Source organism: Affinibrenneria salicis (genome assembly GCF_008710095.1).
In genome coordinates this window covers 64362-90299 of the sequence record NZ_VYKJ01000014.1, presented here as the reverse complement: position 1 = coordinate 90299, position 25938 = coordinate 64362, and the positions used below count along the sequence as shown (strand labels likewise).

16 protein-coding genes and 1 pseudogene are annotated in these 25938 nt (G+C 59.4%); 10 read left to right on the top strand and 7 right to left on the bottom strand.

The genetic code is table 11. The annotated features are described in order from the left end of the window. Window positions 1–11 precede the first annotated feature (11 nt). Window positions 12–1739: a sensor histidine kinase gene (locus FJU30_RS21730; RefSeq protein WP_150437069.1), complete on the bottom strand. Its 1728-nt coding sequence runs from the start codon at window positions 1737–1739 to the stop codon at window positions 12–14. 776 nt (window positions 1740–2515) lie between these two features. On the opposite strand from FJU30_RS21730, the gene glgB reads away from it, so the two are divergent. The 5 genes from glgB to glgP all read left to right on the top strand — a co-directional run bounded on the left by glgB (window position 2516) and on the right by glgP (window position 11937). After that, window positions 2516–4699, top strand: a complete 2184-nt coding sequence (gene glgB, locus FJU30_RS21725) for a 1,4-alpha-glucan branching enzyme (RefSeq protein ID WP_150437068.1) — start codon at window positions 2516–2518, stop codon at window positions 4697–4699. After that, window positions 4699–6672 carry a glycogen debranching protein GlgX gene (gene glgX, locus FJU30_RS21720; protein ID WP_150437067.1) on the top strand — a complete coding sequence of 658 codons (1974 nt, stop codon included), beginning with the start codon at window positions 4699–4701 and terminating at the stop codon, window positions 6670–6672. Before glgB ends, glgX begins: the two co-directional genes overlap by 1 nt. Window positions 6673–6685: 13 nt before the next feature. Next, window positions 6686–7966, top strand: a complete 1281-nt coding sequence (glgC, locus tag FJU30_RS21715) for a glucose-1-phosphate adenylyltransferase (RefSeq protein WP_150437066.1) — start codon at window positions 6686–6688, stop codon at window positions 7964–7966. Between the two features lie 64 nt (window positions 7967–8030). Then, the gene (gene glgA, locus FJU30_RS21710; protein WP_150437149.1) at window positions 8031–9464 is read left to right on the top strand and encodes a glycogen synthase GlgA; all 1434 of its coding nucleotides are present in this window, start codon (window positions 8031–8033) and stop codon (window positions 9462–9464) included. A 25-nt stretch (window positions 9465–9489) separates the two neighbouring features. Beyond that, window positions 9490–11937 (top strand): glycogen phosphorylase, encoded by a 2448-nt coding sequence (glgP, locus tag FJU30_RS21705; protein ID WP_150437065.1) that lies wholly within the window; start codon window positions 9490–9492, stop codon window positions 11935–11937. 166 nt (window positions 11938–12103) lie between these two features. Here glgP and glpD read toward each other — a convergent pair. After that, window positions 12104–13591: pseudogene (gene glpD, locus FJU30_RS21700) on the bottom strand (glycerol-3-phosphate dehydrogenase); the annotation flags it as partial. 374 nt (window positions 13592–13965) lie between these two features. On the opposite strand from glpD, the gene FJU30_RS21695 reads away from it, so the two are divergent. Further along, window positions 13966–15915, top strand: a complete 1950-nt coding sequence (locus FJU30_RS21695; protein WP_150437063.1) for an autotransporter domain-containing protein — start codon at window positions 13966–13968, stop codon at window positions 15913–15915. Between the two features lie 95 nt (window positions 15916–16010). Then, entirely contained in the window at window positions 16011–16337 is a 327-nt protein-coding gene (gene glpE / locus FJU30_RS21690; RefSeq protein ID WP_150437062.1) for a thiosulfate sulfurtransferase GlpE, read from the top strand. Window positions 16338–16384: 47 nt separating this feature from the next. On the opposite strand, the gene FJU30_RS21685 is transcribed toward glpE, so the two are convergent. The 5 genes from FJU30_RS21685 to rbsK are packed head-to-tail and all read right to left on the bottom strand — an operon-like array spanning window position 16385 to window position 21568. Beyond that, window positions 16385–17887 (bottom strand): tripartite tricarboxylate transporter permease, encoded by a 1503-nt coding sequence (locus FJU30_RS21685; protein WP_150437061.1) that lies wholly within the window; start codon window positions 17885–17887, stop codon window positions 16385–16387. 12 nt (window positions 17888–17899) lie between these two features. After that, window positions 17900–18367, bottom strand: a complete 468-nt coding sequence (locus FJU30_RS21680) for a tripartite tricarboxylate transporter TctB family protein (protein WP_150437060.1) — start codon at window positions 18365–18367, stop codon at window positions 17900–17902. A gap of 14 nt (window positions 18368–18381) precedes the next feature. Next, window positions 18382–19329, bottom strand: coding sequence for a tripartite tricarboxylate transporter substrate binding protein (locus FJU30_RS21675; RefSeq protein WP_150437059.1), 948 nt, complete (start codon window positions 19327–19329; stop codon window positions 18382–18384). 40 nt (window positions 19330–19369) lie between these two features. Further along, complete coding sequence (locus FJU30_RS21670; protein WP_150437058.1) at window positions 19370–20299, bottom strand: dihydrodipicolinate synthase family protein; 930 nt, start codon at window positions 20297–20299, stop codon at window positions 19370–19372. 57 nt (window positions 20300–20356) lie between these two features. Next, on the bottom strand, window positions 20357–21568 hold the full coding sequence (gene rbsK, locus FJU30_RS21665; RefSeq protein ID WP_150437057.1) for a ribokinase: 1212 nt from the start codon (window positions 21566–21568) through the stop codon (window positions 20357–20359). A gap of 265 nt (window positions 21569–21833) precedes the next feature. On the opposite strand from rbsK, the gene glpG reads away from it, so the two are divergent. Genes glpG through malP form a run of 3 tightly spaced genes read left to right on the top strand, consistent with a single transcriptional unit; the run spans window position 21834 to window position 25925 of the window. Further along, a complete protein-coding gene (gene glpG / locus FJU30_RS21660) occupies window positions 21834–22658 on the top strand; it encodes a rhomboid family intramembrane serine protease GlpG (RefSeq protein WP_150437148.1) in 825 nt (274 codons plus the stop codon). A gap of 30 nt (window positions 22659–22688) precedes the next feature. Beyond that, window positions 22689–23447: a DeoR/GlpR family transcriptional regulator gene (locus FJU30_RS21655; RefSeq protein ID WP_150437056.1), complete on the top strand. Its 759-nt coding sequence runs from the start codon at window positions 22689–22691 to the stop codon at window positions 23445–23447. Between the two features lie 45 nt (window positions 23448–23492). After that, the gene (gene malP, locus FJU30_RS21650) at window positions 23493–25925 is read left to right on the top strand and encodes a maltodextrin phosphorylase (RefSeq protein WP_150437055.1); all 2433 of its coding nucleotides are present in this window, start codon (window positions 23493–23495) and stop codon (window positions 25923–25925) included. Window positions 25926–25938: the final 13 nt, after the last annotated feature.

Below are 25938 nucleotides of genomic sequence, written 5' to 3'. Positions count from 1 at the left end.
GTTGCGCCCGTTCAGAGCGCGGACGCCTGCTCCACGGCATCAAGCGCCGGCTGACGCGGCAGTCGCAGCGGCACGCGCACCACGACGCGGGTAAAGCGTTCTTTTTCGCTGACGACCTCCACGCCGTATTGCTGGCCGTAGCGCGCTTTGATGCGGCGGTCGACCAGGTTCATGCCCAGCCCGTCGCCGCCGCTTTTCGGCTGGTACATCCCGGCGTTATCCTCCACCGTCAGCTCCAGCGTGTTGGCGTGCGCCCGTCCGGCGATCAGGACATGGCCGTTCTCCAGCATTTGCGAGATGCCGTGCTTGATGGCGTTTTCCACAATCGGCTGCAGCGAAAAGGCGGGCAGTCGCGCCTCCAGCAGCGTCGGCGGCAGCGCGATATCCACAGTCAGCCGATCGACAAAGCGCGCTTTCTCTATCTCCAGGTAGGCGTTTACATGCTCCAGCTCGTCGCCCAGCGTGACTTCGTCATTGCTGCGTTTGAGGTTCTTGCGAAAGAATGTGGAGAGCGACAGCACCAGACGGCGCGCATGGTCGGGGTTGCGGCGGATCACCGCCGACAGGGTGTTCAACGCGTTGAACAGAAAGTGCGGATTGACCTGGGCATGCAATAGTTTGATTTCCGACTGCGCCAGCAGCTGTTTTTGCTGCTCGAAGCGGCCGGCCAGAATCTGCGCCGACAGCAGATGGGCAATCCCTTCGCCCAGCGTTCGGTTAATGCTGGAAAACAGCCGGTTGCGCGGTTCGTACAGTTTAATGGTGCCCAGCACGCGCTGCTCTTCGCCGCGCAGCGGGATCACCAGCGTCGAGCCCAGTTTGCACTGCGGCGATACCGAACAGGTGTAGGAAACGGCGTTGCCGTCGGCGTATACCACCTGATTATGCTCGATGGCGCGATGTGTGTGGTACGAGGTGATGGGCGAGCCGACGATATGGTGGTCGTCGCCGAGGCCGATGAAGGCCAGCAGTTTTTCCCTGTCGGTGATCGCCACCGCGCCGACGCCGAGCTCTTCGTACAGAATACGCGCCACGCGCATACTGTTCTGCTGGTTGAATCCCTGGCGCAGCGCCCCTTCGGCGCGGGCCGCAATCTGTAGCGCTTTAGCGGAGAAGGCCGAGGTGTATTTTTCGAAGATCGCCCGCCGGTCCAGCAGGATGCGCATAAACATGGCGGCGCCGACGGTGTTGGTGATCATCATCGGCAGCGCGATATCCTCCACCAGTTCGATCGCCTCGTGGAACGGACGGGCCAGCAGCAGGATGATCGCCATCTGCAGGATCTCCGCCGCCAGAGTAATCAGCGCCACCGCCAGCGGCTGGAACAGCAGATCGAGCCGGTTGCGCCGGGTCAGGTAACGGTGCAACAGGCCGCCGACCAGTCCTTCGACAATGGTGGAGATCATACAGGCCAGCGCCGTCATACCGCCCAGCGAATAACGGTGCAGACCGCCGGTTAAGCCGACTAAAAAACCGACCGAAGGGCCGCCCAGAATGCCGCCCAGCACCGCGCCGATGGCGCGCGTATTGGCGATGGAGTCGTCAATATGCAGCCCAAAGTAGGTGCCCATGATACAGAACATGGAAAAAGTCAGATAACACACCAGCTTATGCGGCAGCCGGATGGTGACCTGCATCAGCGGGATAAACAGCGGCGTTTTACTCAGCAGATAAGCAATCACCAGATAGACGCACATTTGCTGGAGCAGGGAAAGAATCAAATCGACCTGAGTAACCATGGGCAGGCGCCTCGCAATATTAACGCCAGGATTGTAACGCGTTTTGCGTCATCGTGGCGTACTGACGCGCAATTTAATCTGTCATCGGAGCGTCATAATATATTCTTATCTTAGTGGCGTAAAAAAATTACGCTTTCTCACGCAAACTCACTTAATCATTGTCTAAGCTGATTAATGGTCATGTCGATATTGTCGCGCTTCCCGGTGTGAAGATGATCAAAAAGAGCTTAATTCCCTGATACAGCCGCTAAATAAGTGGGATTACTCACGTTATTTTCTGGCATTAATAAACATAATTCTAATAAGAAATATAAAACTGGCGTATTTACTTATGCCTTAAATAAATTTAGTCGCGGGGCAAAACGTTATCGTTTTGGATAACGCAACGCGTTGGCCCTTTACGGGCGAAGTTGATTAATCCCGATGAGCGTACTCAGGTGAGTGATTCGGGTGGCGAATCCGCCGGGAGCGGATTTGAACGCCGCTGGCAGCGGGACGAATAATTGATCCCGGCCAACGCACCGGCGGCTTGAAGTATGACGGGGATATTCCATTAAGGTTTTCTTTAAATTATACCCAATCGATCTCAGGAGGCCGGCGCACCCATTCCCAGGCGTTTTTTCGATGATGGTTAAGTTACAGAATCTGCCGGGAGCCGATGCGCGCGTTGCCTGCGGAGGCCGCAAACAGGCGGGGACAGGCAACGAATAACGCCAGCGTCCCTGCAGTCTGCAGTATGACGAGTATAAAGAAGGTTAATCAGAGGGATGACCGCCATGCCAGAACTTTCCGACCGTCAGACAATTAATTTACTGATTTCCGGTCATTATGCCGATCCTTTTGCGCTGTTGGGCATGCACCAGTGCGCGGAGGGCCTACAGGTGCGGGCGCTGGTGCCGGATGCGCAAGAGGTCTGGCTGGTGGAGGCGGCGCACGGGCGGCGGCTGGTACAGCTGGAACGCGCCGATGAACGCGGCTTCTTTTGCGCCACGGTGCCGCGCCGGAAAAAGCCGTTTCATTATCAACTGGCGATAAGCTGGCCTGACGCCTCGCTGTTGATTGAAGACCCTTACCGTTTCGGGCCGCTGCTGCAGGAGCTGGATAGCTGGCTGCTGGCGGAGGGCACGCATTTACGGCCGTATGAGCATCTGGGGTCGCACCCGCAGACGCTGGACGGCGTGGACGGCACGCGCTTTGCGGTATGGGCGCCGAATGCCCGGCGGGTGTCGGTGGTGGGAGAGTTTAATTTCTGGGATGGGCGCCGCCATCCGATGCGTTTAAGAAAAGAAAACGGCATCTGGGAATTATTTCTGCCCGCCGTGCATGCCGGCCAGTTATATAAATATGAAATTATCGATTGCCGCGGCGATATCCATTTAAAAGCCGATCCCTATGCCTTCGAGGCGCAAATGCGCCCCGAGACGGCGTCATTAATCAATCTGTTGCCGGAACGCGTGGCGCCGGATGAACAACGCCAGCTGGCCAACAATTTCGATGCGCCTATTTCCATTTATGAAGTTCACCTGGGATCCTGGCGGCGGCATAGCGAGAATAATTATTGGCTTAGTTATCAGGAATTAGCGGAACAGCTTATCCCTTACGTGAAAGAAATGGGTTTTACCCATATTGAACTGTTGCCGGTAAATGAGCATCCGTTTGACGGCAGCTGGGGCTATCAGCCGCTGGGGCTGTACGCGCCGACGCGCCGCTTCGGCACGCCGCAGGCATTTAAAGCGTTTATTGATGCGGCGCATCAGGCCGGTCTCAACGTACTGCTGGACTGGGTGCCGGGCCATTTCCCGGAGGATGAATTCGGGCTGGCGAAATTCGACGGCACGGCGCTGTATGAATATGCCGATCCGCGCGAAGGGTTTCATCAGGACTGGAATACGCTGATTTATAACTATGGCCGGCATGAGGTTCGCAACTATCTGGCCGGCAACGCGCTGTTCTGGCTGGAACGCTACGGCATTGACGGTCTGCGCGTCGATGCGGTGGCCTCGATGATCTATCGCGACTACAGCCGGGCGGAGGGGCAGTGGGTGCCTAATCACTATGGCGGAAAGGAGAATCTGGAGGCGATCGCCTTCCTGCGCTACACCAACCAGACGCTGGGGCAAAACCGTCCCGGCGCGGTGACCATGGCGGAGGAGTCTACCGACTACCCTGGCGTGACCCTGCCGCCCGAATTGAACGGACTGGGTTTTCACTACAAATGGAATATGGGGTGGATGCACGACACCCTCGCTTATATGCAGCTCGATCCGGTGCATCGCAAATATCACCACGACCGTCTGACTTTCGGCATACTGTACGCCTACAGCGAAAACTTTGTGCTGCCGCTCTCGCATGATGAAGTGGTGCACGGCAAGCGCTCGTTGCTCGACCGCATGCCCGGCGACGCCTGGCAGAAGTTCGCCGGTCTGCGCGCCTATTACGGCTTTATGTGGGCGCATCCCGGCAAAAAGCTGCTGTTTATGGGCAACGAATTCGCCCAGGGGCGCGAATGGAATCACGAAAGCAGCCTGGACTGGCATCTGCTCGATGAGCCTGAAGGCTGGCACCGCGGCGTACAGCAATTGGTGCGCGACCTGAACCACTGTTATCGCCGGCAGCCGCCGCTGTATCAGCTGGATTTTCAGCCGCAGGGGTTTGAGTGGCTGGTGGTGGACGATCGGGAGAACTCCGTCTTCGCTTTTGTGCGCCGCGATCAGCAGGGCAATGAGCTGCTGGTGGTAAGCAATTTTACCCCGGTGCCGCGCTACGGTTACCGTATCGGCATCAATCAGCCCGGTCGCTGGCGCGAAATCATCAATACCGACTCTTGTCATTATCACGGCGGCAATCTGGGCAACCAGGGGGCAGTGGAAAGCGAGGCGCAGGGCAGCCATCAGCGCGCGCACTCTCTGGTCCTGACCCTGCCGCCGCTGGCTACGCTGTATCTGGTTAAGGAGGCGTAATGCCGACATTGACGGAAGGACGGTCCGCGCCGTTGGGCGCCAGTTACGACGGTCACGGGGTGAATTTCGCGCTGTTTTCCGCCCATGCGGAGCGGGTGGAACTGTGTCTGTTCGATGAGCGCCAGCGCGAGCGTCGCCTGGCGCTGCCGGCGCGCAGCGGCGATATCTGGCACGGCTATTTACCCGATGCCCGGCCCGGTCTGCGCTACGGCTTTCGGCTGCATGGCCCTTTCGCCCCTGCCGACGGCCAGCGCTTTAACCCGGCTAAACTATTGCTCGACCCCTGCGCCCGTGCGCTGGACGGCTGGCTGGCGGACGATCCCTGCCTGCACGGCGGCCATGATCGGCCCGATCCGCGCGATAGCGCGCCGGTGATGCCCAAATGCGTGGTGGTGGACGAGTCCTGGAACTGGCGGGGCGATCAGTATCCGCAGACGCCATGGGGCCAGACGGTGATCTACGAAGCGCACGTGCGCGGCCTGACTCAGCTTCATCCGGCGATCCCCGCCGAGGTGCGCGGCAGCTACGCGGCGCTGGCCCACCCGGTCATCATCGACTATCTGACCCGGCTGGGCGTCACCGCGCTGGAGCTGTTGCCGGTGCAGCTGCATGCCGATGAGCCGCGTTTGCAGCAAATGGGGCTGCAAAATTACTGGGGCTACAATGTGCTGTTGCCGTTCGCGGTGGACAACAGCATGGCCAGCGGCGCTAATGCGCTGAACGAATTCCGCGCGGCGGTCCGCGCGCTGCATCAGGCGGGCATCGAGGTTATTCTGGATGTGGTGTTCAATCACAGCGCGGAGCTGGACGTCGACGGACCTACTCTGGCGCTGCGCGGCATCGATAACCGCAGCTATTACTGGCTTAATGAGCGGGGGGAGTATCTTAACTGGACCGGCTGCGGCAACGCGCTGCGTTTGGATAACCCGCCGGTCGTGGCGTGGGTCGTCTCCTGTCTGCGCTTTTGGCGCGAGTCGTGTCACGTGGACGGTTTTCGCTTCGATCTGGCGACCGTGCTGGGGCGTACGCCCGATTTTTCCGCCCAGGCGCCGCTGTTCGACGCCATTCAGGCCGATGAGCAACTGCGCCACTGCAAATTGATCGCCGAACCCTGGGATATCGGGCCCGGCGGCTACCAGTCCGGCCAGTTTCCGCCGCCCTTCGCCGAATGGAACGATCGCTATCGCGACGATATGCGCCGTTTTTGGCTGCACGGCGATCTTTCCAGCGGCGCATTTGCCCGCCGTTTCGCCGCGTCTAACGATATTTTCCAGCACCATCGCCGCCTGCCTTCCGCCTCGATCAACCAACTGACTGCGCACGACGGTTTCACGCTGTGGGATCTGGTCAGCTTTAACCACAAGCATAACCAGGCCAACGGCGAGGAAAATCGCGATGGCGCAGACAGCAATTTCAGTCATAACCATGGCACTGAAGGGCTGGCGGCCGATGATGAAACGCAGCGCCGACGGCTGGCCAGCGTTCGGGCGCTGTTGAGTTCGCTGCTGCTGTCGCAGGGAACGCCGATGCTGCTGGCGGGAGACGAACACGGCCATAGTCAGCAGGGCAACAACAACGCCTATTGCCAGAATAACGAACTGACCTGGCTGCATTGGGAAGAGGCGAACGATGAACTGGCGCGTTTCACCGCCGCGTTGATTCGGCTGCGCCGCGCCATTCCGGCCCTGCAGCAAAACGCCTGGTGGCCGGAGGGCGACGGCTCGGTGCAGTGGTTGACTCCGCAGGGCGAACCGATGACGCCCCGGCAATGGGAACAGGGTGAGCGTCAACTACAGATTTTACTGTCCGGGCGCTGGCTGCTGCTGATTAATGCCGGTCCGGGCCATTGCGAAATGACGTTGCCGGCCGGCGAGTGGCAGCCCGTGCCGCCGTTTGAGCGGGAGGCTAATCAAATCAATGACGCAGTATGGCGCGGGGATGCGCCAGCCGTATGTGCCCTGATGAAAAAATAATAAGGAGTTAGCCATGGTTGTAAATAGCGATAAGTACGATCCATTGATGCTGGCCAGGCAATTACCTCTGAAATCGGTTGCGCTCATTCTTGCTGGCGGCAAAGGTTCCCGGCTGAAAGATTTAACGGCCAATCGGGCGAAGCCGGCGGTTCATTTCGGCGGAAAATTCCGCATCATCGACTTTGCCCTGTCAAACTGCCTCAATTCGGGCATTCGCCGCATCGGCGTTATCACGCAATATCAGTCGCATACCCTGGTGCAGCATATCCAACGCGGCTGGTCGTTCCTCAATGAAGAGATGAACGAGTTTATCGATTTGCTGCCCGCCCAGCAGCGTTCCACCACCGAGCAATGGTATCGCGGCACGGCGGATGCGGTATGCCAGAACCTGGATATCATCCGCCGCTATAACGCCGAATACGTGGTCATTCTGGCCGGCGACCACATCTACAAGATGGACTATTCGCGCATGTTAATCGACCACGTGGAGAAGAACGCGCAGTGCACGGTGGCCTGTCTGCCGGTGCCGCGGGCGGAAGCCAGCGCCTTCGGCGTGATGGAGGTGGACCAACAGTATCGCATTGTGAGGTTTGCAGAGAAACCGGCCGACCCGCCCGCGATGCCCGGTCAGCCCGATATGGCGCTGGCGAGTATGGGTATCTATGTTTTTAATGCGGACTATTTGTATCGCCTGCTGGAAGAGGATGTGTGCCTCACGGCGTCGAGCCACGATTTCGGCCAGGATTTGATCCCGCAGATCACCGCGCGACAGGAGGCCTGGGCGCATCCGTTCACGCTGTCGTGCGTGACCACCAATGACGATAGCCCGCCCTATTGGCGCGACGTGGGGACGCTGGACGCATACTGGCGCGCCAATCTCGATCTGGCGTCGGTTACGCCGGAACTGGATGTGTACGATCGCGACTGGCCGATTCGCACTTCGATGGAGTCGTTGCCGCCGGCCAAATTCGTCCAGGATCGTTCCGGCAGCCATGGGTTGACCATGAATTCTCTGGTGTCCGGCGGCTGTATTGTCTCCGGCTCGGTGGTGACGCATTCCGTTCTGTTTCCGCGGGTGCGGGTAAATTCATTTTGCAGCATTGATTCCACCATTTTGCTGCCGGACGTCAAAGTCGGCCGTTCCTGTCGTCTGCGGCGTTGTGTGATCGACCGGGCCTGTATTCTGCCGGAAGGGCTGGTTATCGGTGAAAATGCGGAAGAGGACAGCCGGCGTTTTTACCGTTCGGAAGAGGGTATTGTGCTGGTGACGCGGGCCATGCTGGCGAAGCTGTGACCATTCGGCGGCGGCGCGCACCCGGGGCGCGCCTCTGGCAGTCGGGTATATAACGGGAGTCATGATGCGGGTATTACATGTGTGTTCAGAACTGTTTCCGCTGCTGAAAACCGGCGGGCTGGCCGACGTGGCCGGGGCGTTGCCGATGGCGCAGATCGCCGACGGCATGGATGTCAGGGTGATCCTGCCCGCGTTTCCGGATCTGAAAAAAGGCATCGCGGATACTCAGGTTGTGCGAGAGATGGACACCTTCGCCGGCCCGGCGACGCTGCGCTACGGTCATTTCAACGGCGTCGGCATTTATTTGATCGATGCGCCCGGCCTGTACCAGCGCGCCGGCAGCCCGTATCACGATCCTGCGCAGTATGCCTACGCCGATAACTACCTGCGTTTCGCCCTGCTGGGCTGGATGGCCTGCGAACTGGCCTGCGGGCTCGATCATTACTGGCGGCCGGATGTGGTGCACGCGCACGACTGGCACGCCGGCTTAACCTGCGCTTATCTCGCTGCGCGTCAACGCCCGGCGAAATCGGTATTCACCGTACATAACCTCGCCTATCAAGGGCTGTTTCATGCCCGCCATCTGGCGGAGATTCAGTTACCGGCCGATTTTTTTAACCTTTACGGTCTGGAATTCTACGGGCAGCTCTCTTATCTGAAGGCCGGTCTGTACTATGCCGACCATGTCACCACCGTGAGTCCGACCTATGCCCATGAAATTACGCTGCCTGAGTTCGGGTACGGTATGGAAGGGCTGCTGAAGACGCGCGCGGAGCAGGGGCAGCTGTCCGGGATTCTCAATGGGGTGGACGACGCTATCTGGAACCCGGCCCATGATCGATTGCTCACCCGCGGCTATACTCGAGATGTGCTCACAAATAAAGCAGAGAATAAGCGCCATCTGCAGACGGCCATGGGGCTAAGGGTGGATGACAAGGCGCCGGTGTTCGCCATTGTCAGTCGGCTGACCTACCAGAAGGGGCTGGATCTGGTGCTGGAGGCGCTGCCCGATTTGCTGGAGCAGGGCGGGCAGATGGTGGTATTGGGAGCCGGCGACGCCACGCTGCAGGAAGGTTTTTTAGCGGCGGCGGCGGAGTATCACGGCCAGGTCGGCGTACAGATTGGTTATCACGAGGCCTTTTCGCACCGCATCATCGGCGGAGCGGACGTGATTATGGTGCCGAGCCGCTTCGAGCCCTGCGGCTTAACGCAGCTGTATGGTTTGAAGTATGGCACGCTGCCGCTGGTGCGGCGCACCGGCGGGCTGGCCGATACGGTGGCCGACTGTTCTCTGGAAAATCTGGCCGACGGGCTGGCCAGCGGTTTTGTTTTTAGCGACAGCAGCGTGCAGGAGTTGGCGCGCGCTATCCGACGGGTATTTGTGTTATGGGGACGTCCCTCTCTCTGGCGCTACGTACAGCGCCAGGCGATGGGCAAAGATTTTAGCTGGCAGGTTGCTGCGCAGGCTTATCGTGCGCTGTATCAACGCTTGTGGTAATCACTCGTCATCGGGAACAAACGTCATGAACACACCGTTTACCTATAATGCACCAACGCTCAGTGTGGAAGCGCTGAAACACTCCATCGCCTATAAGCTGATGTTCACTGTCGGTAAAGACCCCTCCATCGCCAGCAAGCATGACTGGCTGAACGCCACGCTGTTTGCCGTGCGCGACCGTATTGTGGAGCGCTGGCTGCGCTTTAACCGCGCGCAGCTGTCGCAGGATGTGCGTCAGGTCTACTACCTGTCGATGGAGTTTTTGCTGGGACGCGCGCTGTCCAACGCGCTGTTGTCGGTGGGAATGTATGACGAGATCCGGGAAGCGCTGGATCAGATGGGACTGGATCTGGACGAACTGCTGGATGAGGAAAACGACCCCGGGCTGGGCAACGGCGGTCTGGGTCGGCTGGCGGCTTGTTTTCTCGACTCGCTGGCCACCATGGCGCTGCCGGGTCGCGGTTACGGTATTCGCTACGAATACGGCATGTTCAAACAGAACATCATTAACGGTCAGCAGGCGGAGTCGCCGGATTACTGGCTGGAATACGGCAATGCGTGGGAGTTTCCGCGTCACAACACGCGCTATAAGGTCCGCTTCGGCGGCCGTTTGCAGCAGGAAGGCGCGAAAACCCGCTGGCTGGAGACGGAAGAAGTGCTGGCCTGCGCCTACGACCAGATCATCCCCGGCTTCGATACCGACGCCACCAACACCCTGCGGCTGTGGAGCGCGCAGGCCAGTAACGAGATCAATCTGGGCAAATTCAATCAGGGCGACTATTTCGCCGCCGTCGAAGATAAAAATCATTCCGAAAACGTATCCCGGGTGCTCTATCCGGATGATTCCACCTATTCCGGCCGCGAGTTGCGGCTGCGCCAGGAGTATTTTCTGGTTTCGGCCACGGTGCAGGATATTCTTAGCCGTCACTGGATGATGCACCAGACCTTCGACAATCTGGCGGAAAAGATCGCTATTCACCTGAATGACACCCATCCGGTGCTGGCGATTCCGGAGCTGATGCGGCTGTTGATCGATGAGCATAAGTTCAACTGGGCGCAGGCGTGGGAGGTGGTCGGCCAGGTGTTCTCCTATACCAACCACACTCTGATGAGCGAAGCGCTGGAAACCTGGCCGGTGGATATGATCGGCAAAATCCTGCCGCGTCATCTGCAGTTGATCTTCGAGATCAACGATCACTTTTTGCAGCAGGTGCAAAAACAGTTCCCTGACGACAACGATCTGGCGGCCCGCGTCTCGATCATTGATGAACTCAACGGGCGTCGGGTGCGCATGGCGTGGCTGGCGGTGGTCAGCAGCCATAAGGTCAACGGCGTATCGGCGCTGCATTCCGAACTGATGGTGCAGTCGCTGTTCGCCGATTTCGCCCGCCTGTTTCCCGGGCGATTCTGCAATAAGACCAACGGCGTGACGCCGCGCCGCTGGCTGGCGCTGGCCAATAAGCCGCTCGCCAGCGTGCTGGACGAGACGATCGGCAAACGCTGGCGCACGGATTTCAGCCTGCTGTCCGAACTGAAACCGCACGGCGATTTCCCGTCGTTTATTCAGCAGGTCCAGCAGGCCAAGCTGGAAAATAAAAAGCGGCTGGCGATTTATATCGCGCAGAACCTGAATATTGTGGTCAACCCGGAAGCGCTGTTTGACGTGCAGATTAAGCGCATCCATGAATATAAACGCCAGTTGCTGAACGTGTTGCACATCATCACGCTGTATAACCGGCTGAAAAGCGAGCCGGAGGCCGAGCGGGTGCCGCGCGTGGCTATCTTCGCCGGCAAAGCGGCTTCGGCTTACTACATGGCGAAGCACATTATTCATCTGATCAATGACGTCGCGAAGGTGATCAACAACGATCCGGCGATGCACGATAAGCTGAAGGTGGTGTTTATCCCCAACTACAGCGTGAGTCTGGCGCAGATCATTATTCCGGCCGCCGATCTGTCGGAGCAGATTTCGCTGGCCGGCACGGAGGCGTCGGGGACCAGCAATATGAAATTCGCCATTAATGGCGCGCTGACCATAGGCACGCTCGACGGGGCCAATATTGAGATGCTCGAATACATCGGCGAAGAGAATATGTTTATTTTCGGCAACACCGCCGAGCAGGTTGAAGCGATACGGCGCCAGGGCTATAACCCGCGCCAGTTTTATGAACAGGATGAAGAGCTGCATCAGGCGCTGACGCAGATCGCCACCGGTTTGTTCAGCCCGGAAGAGCCCAAACGTTACGGCGATCTGTTCGACTCGCTGGTCAATTTCGGCGACCATTATCAGCTGCTGGCCGACTACCGCAGCTATGTCGATACCCACGATAAGGTGGATGCGCTCTATCGCAACCGCGACCAGTGGACGCAGACGACGCTGAAAAATATCGCCAGCATGGGCTATTTTTCCTCCGACCGGACGATCCAGGAATACGCGGACGATATCTGGAATATTAAACCGATTCGCCTGTAAGCCTGGCGCTGGCGTTCCTCATTGATTGCCTGCGCGCGGTCGTGTTTATGCTTGCGCGTCAGCTGGCTGAATGCGCCTCATCTGCGCCGTTTTCATCCTTATGAGGCGCGCGCCGCGCGGCCTCGTGCGCGTCGACCTGCGGCCCTTCAGCCCTGACGGCGGGGCGGCCGGCCTGCGACGCCTGCGTCAGCCAGTCGCCGACGCGCCGGCGCTGCGCTTCATCCAGCCACAGGCCGAGTTTGGTGCGTCGCCACAGGGCGTCTTCCTGCGTCACCACCCACTCTTGATCCACCAGATAGCGCAACTCGGCTTCGTACAGTTGATGACCGAAGTGCTCGCCCAGTTCGCTCAGGCGGCTGGCGTTCGCCAGTATCTCTTCGCTGCGTCGGCCGTAGGTGTGGCTGTAACGGCGGGCCAGCGGCTCCGGCAGGAAGCTAAAGCGACGGCGCAGCGCGGCGGCGTAATCATCCCGGCTGCCGGTCAGCTCGCCGCCGGGCAGCACGCAGGTTTTGGTCCACGCCTTGCCGCACTGCGGATAGTAGCCGGACAGCTTGTCCAGCGCGTGTTCCGCCAGCTTACGGTAGGTGGTCAGCTTACCGCCGAAAACCGACAGCAGCGGCGCCTGCCCCTGTCGATCGTCGATTGACAGCGTGTAATCTCGGGTAATGGCCTGCGGTGAATTGGACTCATCGTCACACAGCGGCCGCACGCCGGAGTACGTCCAGACAATATCGTCGCGGCCGATCTGTTTCCTGAAATGTTGGTTATACACCTTCAGCAGGTAGGCGATTTCCTCATCATCGATTCGCACATGGCGCAAATCGCCATGGAACTCGAGGTCGGTGGTGCCGATAATCGAAAACTCGTCCAGCCATGGGATCACGAAAACGATGCGATGGTCTTCGTTTTGCAGGATATAGGCCTGCGGCTGGTCGTGGACCTTCGGCACGACGATATGGCTGCCCTTAATCAGGCGAATGCCATAGGGTGATTTTTGCTCCAGACCGGTATTGATGAACTGTTTAACCCACGGACCGGTGGCGTTGACCAGGCCTTTGGCGCGCCAGCTCAGCGTTTCGCCGCTCAGGTTATCGCGCGCCTCCACCAGCCAGAGGCCATTCTCGCGTTGCGCGCGGGTAACTTCGGTACGGGTACGCACCTGGCCGCCGCGCCTGACCACTTCCTGCGCGTTTAGCACCACCAGCCGCGCATCATCCACCCAGCAGTCTGAATATTCGAAACCGCGCACGATCTCGGGCTTTAGCACCGAGTTTGATCCAAAACGCAATCCGTGGCTGGCCGGAAGGCTGACGCGTTTACCCAAATGATCGTACAAAAACAGACCGGTGCGAATCATCCATGCCGGCCGCAGATGGGGTTGATGGGGCAGACGAAAACGCAAAGGAGAGGCAATATGCGGCGCCATTTTCAGCAACACCTCGCGCTCGGCCAGCGCTTCGCTAACCAGGCGGAATTCGTAGTGCTCAAGGTAACGCAGCCCGCCATGAATCAGTTTGGAGCTGGCGGACGACGTGGCGCACGCCAGGTCATCCGCCTCGAGCAGCAGGACGGATAACCCGCGCCCGGCGGCATCCGCGGCTATTCCTGCGCCGTTGATGCCGCCACCGATCACAATCAGGTCTTTACTTTCCATCGTGCTGCCTCCGCTGCCTGTAACGAACGCGATAATGTTCTTTTTCGCTCATGATTGTAATCGTAAACAAACATTACCGCTATCGAATTCAGCGCAAAAAAACGCAGGCGTGAGCGGACTAACCGTTTTGCCCTGGGCGCTGACCCATCGGGCCAGGCGCGCGCCGTGTTGCACGTTGTCGAGGGTAAATGAGCCGCACCGTCCTGCCCGCGTTCGCGAGGGCCGCCGCTATCGATAGCCATAATTTAAAGTTATTAACTAAATCTTTCCCATTTACATACACTTGAAATATATACACACATTTTTGCTCGCGATGGAAACAGGCCCCGTTCGAACAAAAATAATATAAATAACAATGTATTAGGGTGACGTTAATGATAAAGCCATTGATTGCCGCGATCGGGTTAGCTTGCGTTTCTCCGTCGGTATTAGCCTATGACTATGGTCAATATGCGCAGGAGACGCTGGATCGTCTGATTCATGACTATCCGGGACGTTACCGGGGGACCGATAATTTTACCGGCGCGGCGGACTGGATGGCGCTGCGTATGATGTCCGGCTACACCACCGTCAGGCAGGATTTTTCCTGGACCGCCGGCGGGAGCACCCGTTCATCGCAAAATGTGCTGGCATACAACCGGGGACTCAGCAGCGAGTACATCCTGACCGGCGCGCACTTTGATACTTACTTTGGCCGACCGACGCTGCAGGGGCTGGATGACAATGCCTCCGGCGCGGCCATCCTGACGGAAGTGGCGCGTAATCTCAGCGGTATTCAGACGGAGAAAACGCTGGTATTCGCCGCGTTTGGCGCGGAAGAAGAGGGGCTGCGCGGATCGCGCGCATTGGTTGATGAACTGGCGGCGCAGGGCTATACCGGCGATCTGAGCGCCATGATCAATATGGACAGCATGATCACCGGCGACAAGCTATACGCCCATGCGGGCAGCAATAGCGTGGCGAACCCCGAACTGGTGAGCCTGCGAGAGCATACCATGCGTATCGCGCGCGAGCTGGGGATTGATTTATATACTAATCCGGGGCTGAACGCGGATTACCCGGCGGGGACAGGCTGCTGCAGCGACGGCGACAGTTTTAACGTGCTGGATATCCCGGTGCTGTATATGGAAGCCACCAACTGGGATATCGGCGATCTGGATGGTTATGAGCAGACCACCAACCCTGCGGTGCCCGGCGGAGCGAGCTGGCACAAGCCCGATGTGGATAACGAGGAGTTTCTGACCGGCGTTTTCGGCCAGCAGCGGGTCGAGCAGCGGTTGAGGGACATGTCTTTGCTGATGACCCGCCTGCTGCTGGAGCTCTCCAATACCGACCGGCTGCATTCGGCCATCTCCGCCGCCAGCATGCAGCGGGCGATGGAAGACGGGCTAAAACGTCAGCACCAATCTCTGAACGATTTACATAATCAACGCTGGCTTCAGCTGCAAAGCGCCGGGCGCCAGACGGGAACGCTGGATGGCGTGGTGGGCATCGAGGGCGAAACCCGCCCGTCGGACGGTTTTGATCGCGCGCCTCAGCGGCGTTCCCGTTCGGCTATGGCCTATGCTCTGGTCGATTATCAGTTAAATGAAGGCGTCGCGGTCGGCGCCAGTCTGAGCCTGATGCGCAATAAAGATGAGCTTGAGCGCAAAGGCTATCTGGAAAGCGATACCTGGCAGGCGGGAATTTATTCGTTAGTCAATGACGGCGGTTCCGGCTGGCTGGCTGGCGATCTGTCCGCCGGTCGGGCGTCGATCGATACGCGGCGTTCCGTGTATCTGCAGGCCGCCGGCGGTCCGGTGCTGCTGGACAATACGCTGAACGGCGCGACGGAAGCGCAGTTTATCGGCGCCAGAGTGACCGGCGGCTATGATTTTGCCTTCGGCGCGCTGCGCAGCGGGCCGGTTGCCGGCCTTGACTACTCGCGCTATCGCATTAACAAGTTTGACGACCGAGAGTCGCTGCGCACCGCCGTCAGCTATGGGAAACAGAACGTCGATTCGCTGGAAGGCAGCGTCGGCTGGCGCGTGCGGGGAGAGTTTTCCCCCGGCCGGAGCGCCATTCTGCGCCCTTACGCCACGGTGTCCTGGGTCAGGGAAATGGCGGACGGCATCAATACCCACTTTGTCCTGCGCGATCATGAGCAAGGAACGGCGCGCCGGATTGACACCGGCGAGCAGGATAAAAGTTTCGGCCGCGCCACGCTGGGCGTGCAGTGGGCCGCGGCTGAGCGGCTGAATATCTACACGGAAATGGGCAGCCGATTCGGCAATAAAGACGGGGCGCAAACCCATTACAGTATCGGGGCGCAGTGGACCTTTTGACCGGCCGGCGGCGATATCCCTGGCGTTTGCCGGGTTTCCGTTTGCGCGGAGCGGGTTACAATTAAGCTTTATGTCATAAATAAGGCCGTTTCCCGATGGAACAATTCGCAGCGATCAGCGTAGAGCAGGCGCACCGTCACTGGCAGCAGGATGAGGCGGTGATGGTGGACATTCGCGATCCCCAAAGTTTTGCCGCGGGGCACGCCCCGGGCTGCTGGCACCTGACCAATGAAACTCTGCCGGCGTTCGTGCAGCAGACCGCGTTGGATCGCCCGGTGATGGTGGTGTGCTACCACGGCAATAGCAGCAGAGGGGTAGCGCAGTATCTGATCAATATTGGCTTTGCCGAGGTGTACAGCGTGGACGGCGGTTTTGAGGCATGGCAGCGCAGTTTCCCACAGGATGTGGGGCAGGGGGCGTGAACGCCGGCAGGTAATGCCGGCGCGGCATGGCAGGCCGTCGGCGCGCGTCAGGCGCGCTGACGGAAAGTCTGAATAATGCTTTTCGCCTGCATGACCACCACCACCAGAAACAGCAGCGCCAGGAAGGCGGAAATCGGGCGTTCGACAAAGGCGAGCCAGTTGCCGTCTGATTTAATCAACGACGACAGCAGGCTTTTCTCAAACATCGGCCCCAGCACCATACCGAGAATAACCGGCGCGATAGGGTACTGATATTTCTGCAGATAATAGCCAATAATCCCCATGACCAGCATGACGACGACCGACGCCATCGAATTGTTCATGGCGAAAGCGCCGACGATACTGAACACAATCACCACCGGATAAATAATATCTTTATTTACCGATATCAGCCTCTTCAGAAAGTTCACCACGATCAGCGCCAGCGGCAGCAGCGCCAGGTTGGCGATAAAAAACAGCATAAAGATGGCGTACAGTTTTTCCGGGTGAAAGATGAACAGGGACGGACCCGGCTGCATATCCTTCATATACAGCACGCCGATTACGATCGCCGCCACCGAATCGCCGGGAATGCCGAAGACCAGCGTGGGGATGTAGCTGCCGGCGAGGCTGGCGTTGTTGCTTGACGAGGCATTGATCACCGCTTCTTCCGACCCTTTGCCGTATTTTTCCGGCTCGCGCGAAAATTTCTTCGCCACCGCGTAGGAGATCCAGGCGGCGATATCGGCGCCGGCGCCGGGCAGCACGCCAATCAGCGTACCGATGGCGCTGCTGCGCGCAATGCCGACGCGGTTTTTCTTCAGCGCCGGGCGAATGCCGGCCAGAATGTTGAACGTCGCCTTTTCCGGCGTGCCGACGGGGCGAGCGATTGGCTGCGCGTGCCGGCGGGTGGCGTAATATTCGATTGCGTTGGCGATGGCGAACATCCCGATCATGGCGGGAATAAAGCTAACGCCTTCCAGCAACGCGACCTGGCCGAAGGTAAAGCGCGGCTGACCGGTAAACTCGTCGTAGCCGATGGTGGCCAGCGCCAGTCCGAGCAGCAGGGCCAGCAGGCTTTTCACTATATATTGTCCGGCGATCAGCGTTGAGCAGCTCAGCCCCAGCAGGGCCAGCCAGGCGTATTCGAACGAGCTGAATTTTAACGCGAACGACGCCAGCAGCGGTGAGGCGAAGGTTAATACGATGGCGCCGATAATGCCGCCGATGACCGAGGTGCTTAAACCAAGGCCGAGAACGTAGTTGGTCTTGCCCTGCTGGCTGAGCGCATAGCTGTCGTCCACATAGGCGGCGGAGGCGGGCGTACCGGGAATGCGCAGCAGCACGCCGGGAATATCGCCGGCGTAGATGGTGGACGCGCCGACCGAGATCATCATCGCCAGCGCCGGGATCGGATCCATAAAGAAGGTGAAGGGAACCAGCAGCGCCACGGCCATGGTGGCGGTGAGGCCGGGGATCGCGCCGACGAACAGGCCGAACAACCCGGCGGCCAGAATCGCGAAAATGGCGTTCAGGGTGATGTATTCACTGGCGTTAATCAGGATATCCATTATCTGACTCCATTAAAAAAGCGTGCCGGCCGGCAGAGGCACTAACAGGACGTTTGAAAAAAGATAATAAATACCTGCGGAGAGTCCGATAGCCGCAAGGGAAGCGATAAGTTTGTTTTTTTCCATGAATAACAACAGCAGGCCGACCATGATAATGCTGGTGGTCAGGATAAAACCCAGCAGGTCGACGCCGTAAATATAAAACATCACCACGGCGATCATCAGCGCCACGCTGGCGATCTCATGCCAGCCGCCGGCGCCCGACGTCGCCCCGGCGGTGGCGCGCCAGGCGGAAAGGAAATCCAGCGCGGACAGCACGGCGATCAGCGCGCCGACGATGGCCGGCATAAAACCGGCGCCAAAGTCGCCGACATCGCCCAGCGCGATATGGGAATAGAGGAAAATGCCGCCGCCGAACAGGAAGAACAGCAGCGGCAGTATCAGCGATAGCCTCATCATGGTATCGGGCGCTATTTGCATAACGCCCGCCTGTTTTATTTATCGGTGGACAGCAGCGCGCCGAAGCGGGCGTCTTCCTGCTGCATAAACTGATAAAGCTCGTCGCCATATAAGGCGCTGACTTCAAACCCCTGGTTGTTGGCGAATTTCTGCAGTTCCCCGGACTGATAAACCTTTTGCATCGCGCTGGTTAGCGTGTTCTGAATCTCCGCCGACAGCCCTTTCGGCGCGGACAGCACGTTCCAGGTGGTCAGCGACCAGTCGTAAGGCGTGGCCTGATTAAAGCGCGGGATGCTGGCGTACAGTTCGGAGGGCTGGGAAGACATAATGGCCAGATGACGCACCATGCCGGCATCGACCATACCTTTGGCTTCGCCCGGCGAGGAGGTGACGAAATCCACGCCGCCGGATACCAGTTCCTGCAGCGCGGCGCTGGCGCCCTGCGACGGGATAAAGCGGACGGCGTCATCCGGCAGGCCGGCGCTCTTCAGCATCCCCAGCGTGTTGAGGTGCCAGACCGATTTTAGTCCGCTGCCGGAGGCGCGCAGTTTGCCGGGCTGCTGTTTTATCGCTTCGATCAACTGCCCGGCGTCCTGATACGGTGAATCTTTCGCCACCTGTAGCCCGCCGTAAATCACCGCCAGCCGGCTAATCGGCGTGTAATCCTGGTAGCTGAGATCGGCCATCTTCTGGTGGTGCATCATGGCGATTTCCACCGTCACGATACCGAGCGTATAGCCGTCCGGCCGGGCGCGTTTGATGGCGTCATGGCCGACCACGCCGCTGCCGCCGGTGCGGTTGACCACGTTGACGTTGACGCCCAGCTCCTTCTGCAATCCGGCGGCGACCAGACGGGCGACGGTATCGGTGTTTCCTCCGGCGCCCCAGGGGACGATAATGGTGATCGGCTTTTCTGGCCAGGCGGCGAAGGCGGAACTGGACAGCAATAATGCGGCTAAGGCGGTTAACCGGATCATGTTCATTGTTGGGTTCCTTCTGTGTCAGGGTATGAGGACGTTTTTCTTATCTTATTGATGTTATTTTATTTTTATAATGATCTGTGCCCGTGCGTATCTGATCGAGAATCACCGACAGCCCCCAAAATTTCTCCAGCACGTCATCCTGATTAACGCGGCACAGCTCGGAACCGAAGGTGCCGAGCCGCTGGTGGTAGATTTTGGCGTTTTTCGGATAGCCCAGCGTTTCGCTGACCGCCGCCAGCGAGAGAAACGTCGCCAGTTCCTGCGCCAGCGCCGGCTGACTTGCGCCATGATGGTACAACCAGCTGTACAGCTCGGGATGGAAGTTGGTAAAGACGCCGCTGAAACCGCGCGAACCGGCCTGCATGGCCGGCCAGGCGATGGCGGCGTTGGCGTTGATGATGCTGAGCGGCGTGTCCTGCACCAGTCGCACCCGGCGGGTTACGGTCGGCAAATCGCAGCTGACGTCTTTTAGTACCACAAAGCGGCCGGTGCCGGCGCAGTAGGACAGTTCCTCGTCGCTCAGCAGGCGGCGATACGGCGCCGGGCACTCATACAGGCCGAGCGGCAGGCTGGCCGGTAGCGAGGCCAGCAGCGCGTCGAGCGTGGCGAAAAAGGCGGCGCTGCCCTGTCGGCGCGCGTCCAGATGATTGGTCACCAGCACCAGCGCATCGATACCGGTGGCGGCCATGGCGTTCAGCTCGGCGATCTGCTGGTCGGGCTCGTCGCTGATATGGCCGGACGCGATCACCGGAATACGCCCGTTAACCCGCTGTACCACAAACCGCGCCAGCGCCACGCGTTCGTCCAGACTAAGAAACTGCATTTCGCTCGACTGGCAGACGGCGAACAGGGCATCGACGCCGCTGGCCAGATACCAGTCGATCAACGCCGCCAGACCGGGATAGTCGATGTCGTTTTTTTCGCTGAACGGGGTCAGCATTACCGGCACAATGCCGTCGATCTTGCGCATGCTTATCTCCTTGTCTGGCTGAGCGCCAGACGACAATAGAATCGGGTTATCCGGCGGTCAGCGCTGCGCCAGCCGCGCCACGACCTGCTGGTGTTCGGGCATATTGGATGCGCCTTCGCGCTCCACCGCCAGCGAGGCGAAAGCGGCCGCGTAGGTCGCCGCCTGCGCCACGCTCTGGCCGCCGGCGGTGGCGGCGGCGAAGGCGCCGTTAAAGGCGTCGCCCGCGCCGGTGGTATCGATACTGAGCGCCGGAAAGGAGGGGATATGCTGAAACTGCTGACCGTCGAACAGCAGCGCCCCGCGCGCGCCCATGGTGATGATGACGCGCCGGGCGCCGGATTCAATAATCTTCAGCGCCGCGGCTTTGGCGCTGTCCAGGTCGATGACGTCGATGCCGGACAGCAGCGAGGCTTCCGTTTCATTCGGCGTGATCACGTCGACCAGCGGCAGACAGGCCAGCACATCGCTGGAATAGGGCGCCGGATTGAGGATGACCTTTTTGCCCAGCGCCCGGGCCAGCTTCATTGCGTTCAGCGTGGCGTTGAAGTTGTTCTCCAGTTGCACCAGCAGCACGTCGGCGCTGCTCAGTTCCGGCGTCATGGCCGCGACTTCGTCATCGGTAATGGTCTGGTTGGCGCCGGGATAGATGGCGATCATGTTCTCGCCGTCCTGCTGTGACACGTAAATGATGGCGTTGCCGGTTGGTTCGCTATCCGACTGATACAGCGTAAAGGAGTGGATCGCCGAGGAAGCGAGGTGGTCGTAGGCGAACTGGCTGAACTGATCTTTGCCGACTTTGGCGACAAAATGCACCTGCGAGCCGGCGCGGCTGGCGGCCATCGCCTGATTGGCGCCTTTACCGCCGGGGCCGAACATGCTGCCCTGGGCGATCAGCGACTCGCCGCCTTTGGGGAAACGGGCCACTCTGGCGACGATATCGACGTTAAAAGAACCGAGAATACAGACCTTACCGTTCATTTTATTTTCCTTCCCCCGCGCTATCTGATGCTTTTTCTGGTTTTCCAGCCGCCGCAGCAGCACGCTGAAATTTTCCCCGCTCGCCGCGATCAGCTCCGACTGCAGACTGCGGCGGATCACCACGGCGCCGCCGTGGCAGCGCTGCAGCAGACCGAGATGCGCCAGCGTATTTAAATCGCTGCGGATGGTCTCTCGCGTGACGGAAAACGCGCCGGCCAGATATTCCACGCTGACGCGTTCATGTTTATCGAGGTATGCCAGGATCTGGCTTCGTCTTTCTTCAGGAAACATAGTCGCCTCTGTCAGTAGGGTGAGAGTAAATAAATTGTTAAGAGCAAAAAGTGACCCGCTTCATAGCTTATGGGCTAAAACGGAAGCAAACAAAAACAGTTGTGTTATATGACTGAACGAGCGAGGTTTTTTTTACTTCGGCCGGCGCTTGTCGCCCGGGTCTAAGCGGCCGGACGGCGAGCGCCTGGGCTATTTAACTGCCGCGCAACCGCAATGTGTGACATGCTAATGGCAGAACCATGGGTTAAGTAATAGAGCCGATATGATGAGCCGAGTGATTGTGTTATCCAGCCCGCGTCTGGCGCAGGCTTTTGTTGACTATATGCGCATCCGCAATATCGATCTGGAGATGCGTATCCAGGGCGAAGAAGCCGAACTGTGGCTGGCGGACGACTCGCGCCAGCAAGAGGTGCGCGAGGCGCTGGACGACTTCCTGCGCGATCCGCTGCATCCGCGCTATCAGGCCGCCAGCTGGCAGACCGGTTCGACCTCGCCGGCCATCCGCTATCCACGCGTCGATGTGATGCAAAACCTGCGCCGCCAGGCCGGCACGCTGACCTGGCTGGTGACCGGCCTGGCGCTGCTGGTGTATGTGCTGATGCTGTTGCCGGGCGACGACCGGCTGATGAGATGGCTAAGCTGGCCGGCGAATGGCGCGCAGTATTTTCAGGTCTGGCGCTGGTTCAGCCACGCCTTGCTGCACTTCTCGCTGCTGCATATTCTCTTTAATCTGATGTGGTGGTGGTATCTCGGCGGGCAGATGGAAAAGGCGCTGGGCAGCGCCAGGCTGCTGACGCTGACGCTGCTGTCGGCGTTGCTCAGCGGCATGGTGCAGTCCTGGTTCAGCGGCATCTACTTCGGCGGGCTGTCGGGCGTGGTGTACGCCCTGATGGGCTATGTCTGGCTGCGCGGCGAGCGCCAACCCGGCGGGCCGCTGTTCCTGCCGCGCGGGATGATGATTTTTGCGTTGCTCTGGCTGATAGTGGGATATTTCGATATTTTAGGCCTGTCTATCGCCAATGCGGCCCACGTGATGGGCCTGGTCGTGGGTTTAGCCATGGCCTTTTGGGACACCAGAACAAGAAAATAAGCGGGGTAAGCGCATGTCCGGGGAGCGAACGTGAAGCAAACACAACGTCATGATGCCATTATCGAACTGGTGCGCCGTCAGGGCTACGTCAGCACGGAAGAACTGGTGGCGCATTTCGCCGTCAGTCCGCAAACGATTCGCCGCGATCTAAACGAACTGGCCGACCGTAATAAAATCCATCGTCATCATGGCGGCGCGGCGTTGCCGTCCAGTTCGGTCAACGCGGCGTACCATGACCGCAAAATGATGTGGTCGGAAGAGAAGGCCCGCATCGCGCGTCAGGTCGCCGGTCAGATCCCGGACGGCGCGACGCTGTTTATCGATATCGGCACCACGCCGGAAGCGGTGGCCTGCGCGCTGATGCAGCATAAGGATCTGCGGGTGGTGACCAATAACCTGAACGTGGCGACGCTGCTGGCGGTGAAAGAGGATTTCCGGCTGATACTGGCCGGCGGCGAAGTGCGTAATCGCGACGGCGCGATCGTTGGCGAAGCCACGCTGGATTTTATCTCTCAGTTCCGTCTCGATTATGGCATTTTAGGAATAAGCGGCATTGACATGGACGGATCGTTGCTGGAGTTTGATTATCACGAAGTGCGTACCAAACGTGCCATTATTGAAAACTCCCGCTGCGTGATGCTGGTGACCGACCACTCTAAGTTTGGTCGTAGCGCCATGGTGAACCTTGGCAATATGGATCTGATCGATTATTTGTTCACCGACCAGCCGCCGCCCGCCAGCGTGATGAAGATTATCGAGCAACATCAGGTGCAGCTGGAGCTGTGTTAAGCCGGCTGTACACTGGCCTGTGAGTCGCCATCCGGGAGAGGCATTATGGCACAACTGTCATTTGACCGACCGCAGTTCATGGCCGCCCTGCAACGTCAGCAGCGCTACTATGGTGGGACTTCGCTTCGGGCGCTGACGCCCGTTCAATGCTGGCAGGCGCTCAGCGCGGCGCTGGCGGAACAGCTGGCGCTGCAGCCCGCGCCCGCGCCGACCGACGTCGGGCGGCACGTCAACTACCTTTCGCTGGAGTTTCTGCCTGGCCGTCTGACCGGCAACAACCTGCTTAACCTCGGCTGGTATGATGAGGTGGCGGGAATGCTTGCCGGGGATGGGCTTAGCCTCGCCGATATCCTCGAACAGGAAACCGACCCGGCGCTGGGCAATGGCGGACTGGGGCGGCTGGCCGCCTGTTTTCTCGATGCGATGGCCACCGTGGGGCAAAGCGCCACGGGATATGGCCTGAGTTATCAGTATGGCCTGTTTCGGCAGCGATTCAGCGCCGGCCAGCAGAAAGAGTGGCCGGACGACTGGCGGCGCGAGGATTATCCCTGGTTTTGTCCGCGTCGGGATCTTACGGTCGGCGTCGGATTCGGCGGCGAACTGGCGACGGATGAAGAGGGCCGCACGCGCTGGCGGCCGGCGCTGACGCTGCGCGGAGAGGCGTGGGATTTGCCGGTGGTGGGCTATCGCAACGGCGTGACCCAGCCGCTGCGCCTGTGGCAGGCGACGCATCCCGAACCTTTCGATCTGACCCTGTTCAACGACGGCAGCTATCTGCGCGCCGCCCGGCAGGGCGTCGAAGCGGGCAGCCTGACCAGCGTGCTGTATCCCAGCGACGACCACCCGGCCGGCAAGCGTTTACGCCTGATGCAGCAATATTTTCTCTGCGCCTGTTCGGTGGCGGATATTCTGCAGCGACATCAGGCCGCCGGGCGCCCGCTGAGCGAGCTGCCGCGCTATGAAGTGATTCAGCTGAATGATACGCATCCGACGCTGGCGATCCTGGAATTGCTGCGCCTGCTGCTGGACCAGTATGGTATGACGTGGGATGACGCCTGGTCGCTGACCCGGCAACTGTTCGCCTACACCAACCACACATTGCTGCCGGAGGCGCTGGAGTGCTGGGACGCACGGCTGTTTCGTCGCCTGTTGCCGCGCCATTTCGCCATCATTAAGCAGATCGATAAAGGATTTCGTCAGCAGGTCGAGCAGCGCTGGCCGGGCGAACCCCGGGTGTGGAGACGGCTGGCGATCCAGTATCGCCAGCAGGTCAGAATGGCCAACCTGTGCGTGATCGCCTGTTTTGCGGTGAACGGGGTGGCGGCGTTGCACTCGCGGCTGGTGGTGGAAGATCTGTTTGCCGAATATCATCAGCTGTGGCCGGAGAAGTTCCATAACGTGACCAACGGCATCACGCCGCGCCGCTGGGTTAAGCAGTGCAATCCGGCGCTGTCCGCGCTGATCGATGAGACGCTGGGCAGCACGGCGTGGGTCAGCCGGCTGGAGATGCTGCGCGGGCTGGAGCCGGCGGCGGATGACGCGGCCTTCCGCCAGCGTTATCGCCAGGTGAAGCAGCACAATAAAACGCTGCTGGCCGATTACCTGCAGCGCGAACACGGCTGGCGGTTGGATACCGGCGCGCTCTTCGATGTGCAGATCAAGCGCCTGCATGAGTATAAGCGTCAGCATCTCAATCTGTTGCATATCGTCGCGTTGTACCGCGAGCTGCGCGATAACCCGACGCTGGAGCGCGTGCCGCGCGTATTTTTGTTTGGCGCGAAAGCCGCGCCCAGCTACGCGCTGGCGAAAAATATTATTTACGCCATCAATCAGGTGGCGGAAAAAATTAATCAGGACGAGCGGGTCAACGATCGGCTGAAAGTGATCTTTGTTCCCGATTATCGGGTCTCGCTGGCCGAACGTATTATCCCGGCGGCCGACGTCTCCGAGCAAATTTCCACCGCCGGAAAGGAAGCGTCCGGCACCGGCAATATGAAGCTGGCGCTGAACGGCGCGCTGACGTTGGGCACGCTGGACGGCGCCAATGTGGAAATCGCCGAACAGGTCGGCGCCGATAATCTGTTTATCTTCGGCCACAGCGTCGAACAGGTGAAGGCTCTGCAGGCTGACTACCGCAATAGCGCGCCGGCCCAGCGCTCGGCCAGTATCGAGGCGTATCTCGACGCCAGCCCGTTGCTGCGCGAGGCGCTGGCGGAGCTGGCCAGCGGCGCCTTTAGCCACGGAGATAAACAGGCCTTTGCGCCATTGCTCAACAGCCTGCTGAAACAAGGCGACCCCTGGCTGGTGCTGGCCGATTTCGCTCCATACTACCAGGCACAGTTGCGGGTAGATGCGCTCTATCGCGATGTGGACGAATGGACGCGGCGCTGCGCGCTGAATACCGCCCGGGTGGGGATGTTTAGCGCCGACCGGGCTATTGGCGACTATCAGCGCGCCATATGGCAGGCGAGGTATTAAAAAGTAAGGAAAA

Bases quoted from the DNA above. Each gene is read 5' to 3' on its own strand.
- FJU30_RS21730 (WP_150437069.1), bottom strand. From the start codon at position 1,739: ATGGTTACTCAGGTCGATTTGATTCTTTCCCTGCTCCAGCAAATGTGC.
- glgB (WP_150437068.1), top strand. From the start codon at position 2,516: ATGCCAGAACTTTCCGACCGTCAGACAATTAATTTACTGATTTCCGGT.
- glgX (WP_150437067.1), top strand. From the start codon at position 4,699: ATGCCGACATTGACGGAAGGACGGTCCGCGCCGTTGGGCGCCAGTTAC.
- glgC (WP_150437066.1), top strand. From the start codon at position 6,686: ATGGTTGTAAATAGCGATAAGTACGATCCATTGATGCTGGCCAGGCAA.
- glgA (WP_150437149.1), top strand. From the start codon at position 8,031: ATGCGGGTATTACATGTGTGTTCAGAACTGTTTCCGCTGCTGAAAACC.
- glgP (WP_150437065.1), top strand. From the start codon at position 9,490: ATGAACACACCGTTTACCTATAATGCACCAACGCTCAGTGTGGAAGCG.
- FJU30_RS21695 (WP_150437063.1), top strand. From the start codon at position 13,966: ATGATAAAGCCATTGATTGCCGCGATCGGGTTAGCTTGCGTTTCTCCG.
- glpE (WP_150437062.1), top strand. From the start codon at position 16,011: ATGGAACAATTCGCAGCGATCAGCGTAGAGCAGGCGCACCGTCACTGG.
- FJU30_RS21685 (WP_150437061.1), bottom strand. From the start codon at position 17,887: ATGGATATCCTGATTAACGCCAGTGAATACATCACCCTGAACGCCATT.
- FJU30_RS21680 (WP_150437060.1), bottom strand. From the start codon at position 18,367: ATGCAAATAGCGCCCGATACCATGATGAGGCTATCGCTGATACTGCCG.
- FJU30_RS21675 (WP_150437059.1), bottom strand. From the start codon at position 19,329: ATGAACATGATCCGGTTAACCGCCTTAGCCGCATTATTGCTGTCCAGT.
- FJU30_RS21670 (WP_150437058.1), bottom strand. From the start codon at position 20,299: ATGCGCAAGATCGACGGCATTGTGCCGGTAATGCTGACCCCGTTCAGC.
- rbsK (WP_150437057.1), bottom strand. From the start codon at position 21,568: ATGTTTCCTGAAGAAAGACGAAGCCAGATCCTGGCATACCTCGATAAA.
- glpG (WP_150437148.1), top strand. From the start codon at position 21,834: ATGAGCCGAGTGATTGTGTTATCCAGCCCGCGTCTGGCGCAGGCTTTT.
- malP (WP_150437055.1), top strand. From the start codon at position 23,493: ATGGCACAACTGTCATTTGACCGACCGCAGTTCATGGCCGCCCTGCAA.